Consider the following 815-nt stretch of genomic DNA (forward strand, 5'->3'; position numbering starts at 1 on the left):
AATAACGTGAAGGCAACACCCCTTACCATTTCGAACAGGAAGGTTAAGCTTCACAGTGCCCATGGTACTGCAGGGGAAGCCCTGTGGGAGAGCAGGTCGTCGCCAGGTAAATTTTATGGTTCACTAGCTCAGTTGGTAGAGCACATGACTTTTAATCATGTTGTCCGGGGTTCGATTCCCCGGTGAGCCACCAGAGGAAGTATGTTAATATACTTCCTTTTTTACTTGTAAAAAATCTTATAAGCAAACTCCATCTGAATTTTAGATTACTTAATGGAAATAATTTTGCCCTGCGTTATATCTTTTAGAATTTGAGGAGTCAACTTGAAGACTGCATGGGGTGTACCGGCGGCAGCCCATATCTCTTCATATTTCGTTAGATCTTCATCTATTAGGGTGGTTATGTTATCTTTATGTCCAATGGGTGGGATGCCGCCTATAGCAAAGCCCGTTTCTTTTAAAACAAAGTCAGCATCCGGCCTTTGTATTTTTTCTCCAACATATTTTTTAATTACTTTTTCATTTACTCTATTTGCGCCACTTGCTATTATTAATATAGGCTTATTTGAGACTTTTCCTTTGAAAATTAAAGATTTAGCTATTTGCCCTACACTGCAGCCTATTGTGTCGGCTGCTTCCTGTGAAGTTCGAGTAGAGCCGGATAGTTCTAATACATTTAATTCATATCCGAATTTATTAAGTACACTTTGTATTTTTTCAGCACTTTTGCTGAGTTTAGATGACATGAAAATTGCCCCCTTCATTTTGTTTAATTAATTTAAATAATATGATAATATATATGTACAATATCTGTA

Annotated in this window: 1 protein-coding gene, 1 tRNA gene and 1 rRNA gene; 2 read left to right on the forward strand and 1 reads right to left on the reverse strand. The window is 37.4% G+C overall.

Features of this window, described 5'->3' with window-relative positions; genetic code table 11:
• Together rrf and J5G60_RS18555 are read left to right on the forward strand one after the other, a co-directional pair.
• A 5S ribosomal RNA gene (gene rrf / locus J5G60_RS18550) occupies window positions 1-108 on the forward strand; the annotation flags it as partial.
• 9 nt (window positions 109-117) lie between these two features.
• Window positions 118-193, forward strand: a tRNA-Lys gene (locus tag J5G60_RS18555).
• 73 nt (window positions 194-266) lie between these two features.
• Here the strand turns inward: J5G60_RS18555 and J5G60_RS18560 are convergent.
• Entirely contained in the window at window positions 267-746 is a 480-nt protein-coding gene (locus J5G60_RS18560; RefSeq protein WP_150359079.1) for a YbaK/EbsC family protein, read from the reverse strand.
• Window positions 747-815 lie beyond the last annotated feature (69 nt).

The sequence above is a fragment of the Clostridium sp. HV4-5-A1G genome (assembly GCF_900184915.1).
Taxonomy (GTDB): Bacteria; Bacillota; Clostridia; order Clostridiales; family Clostridiaceae; genus Clostridium_B; species Clostridium_B aromativorans.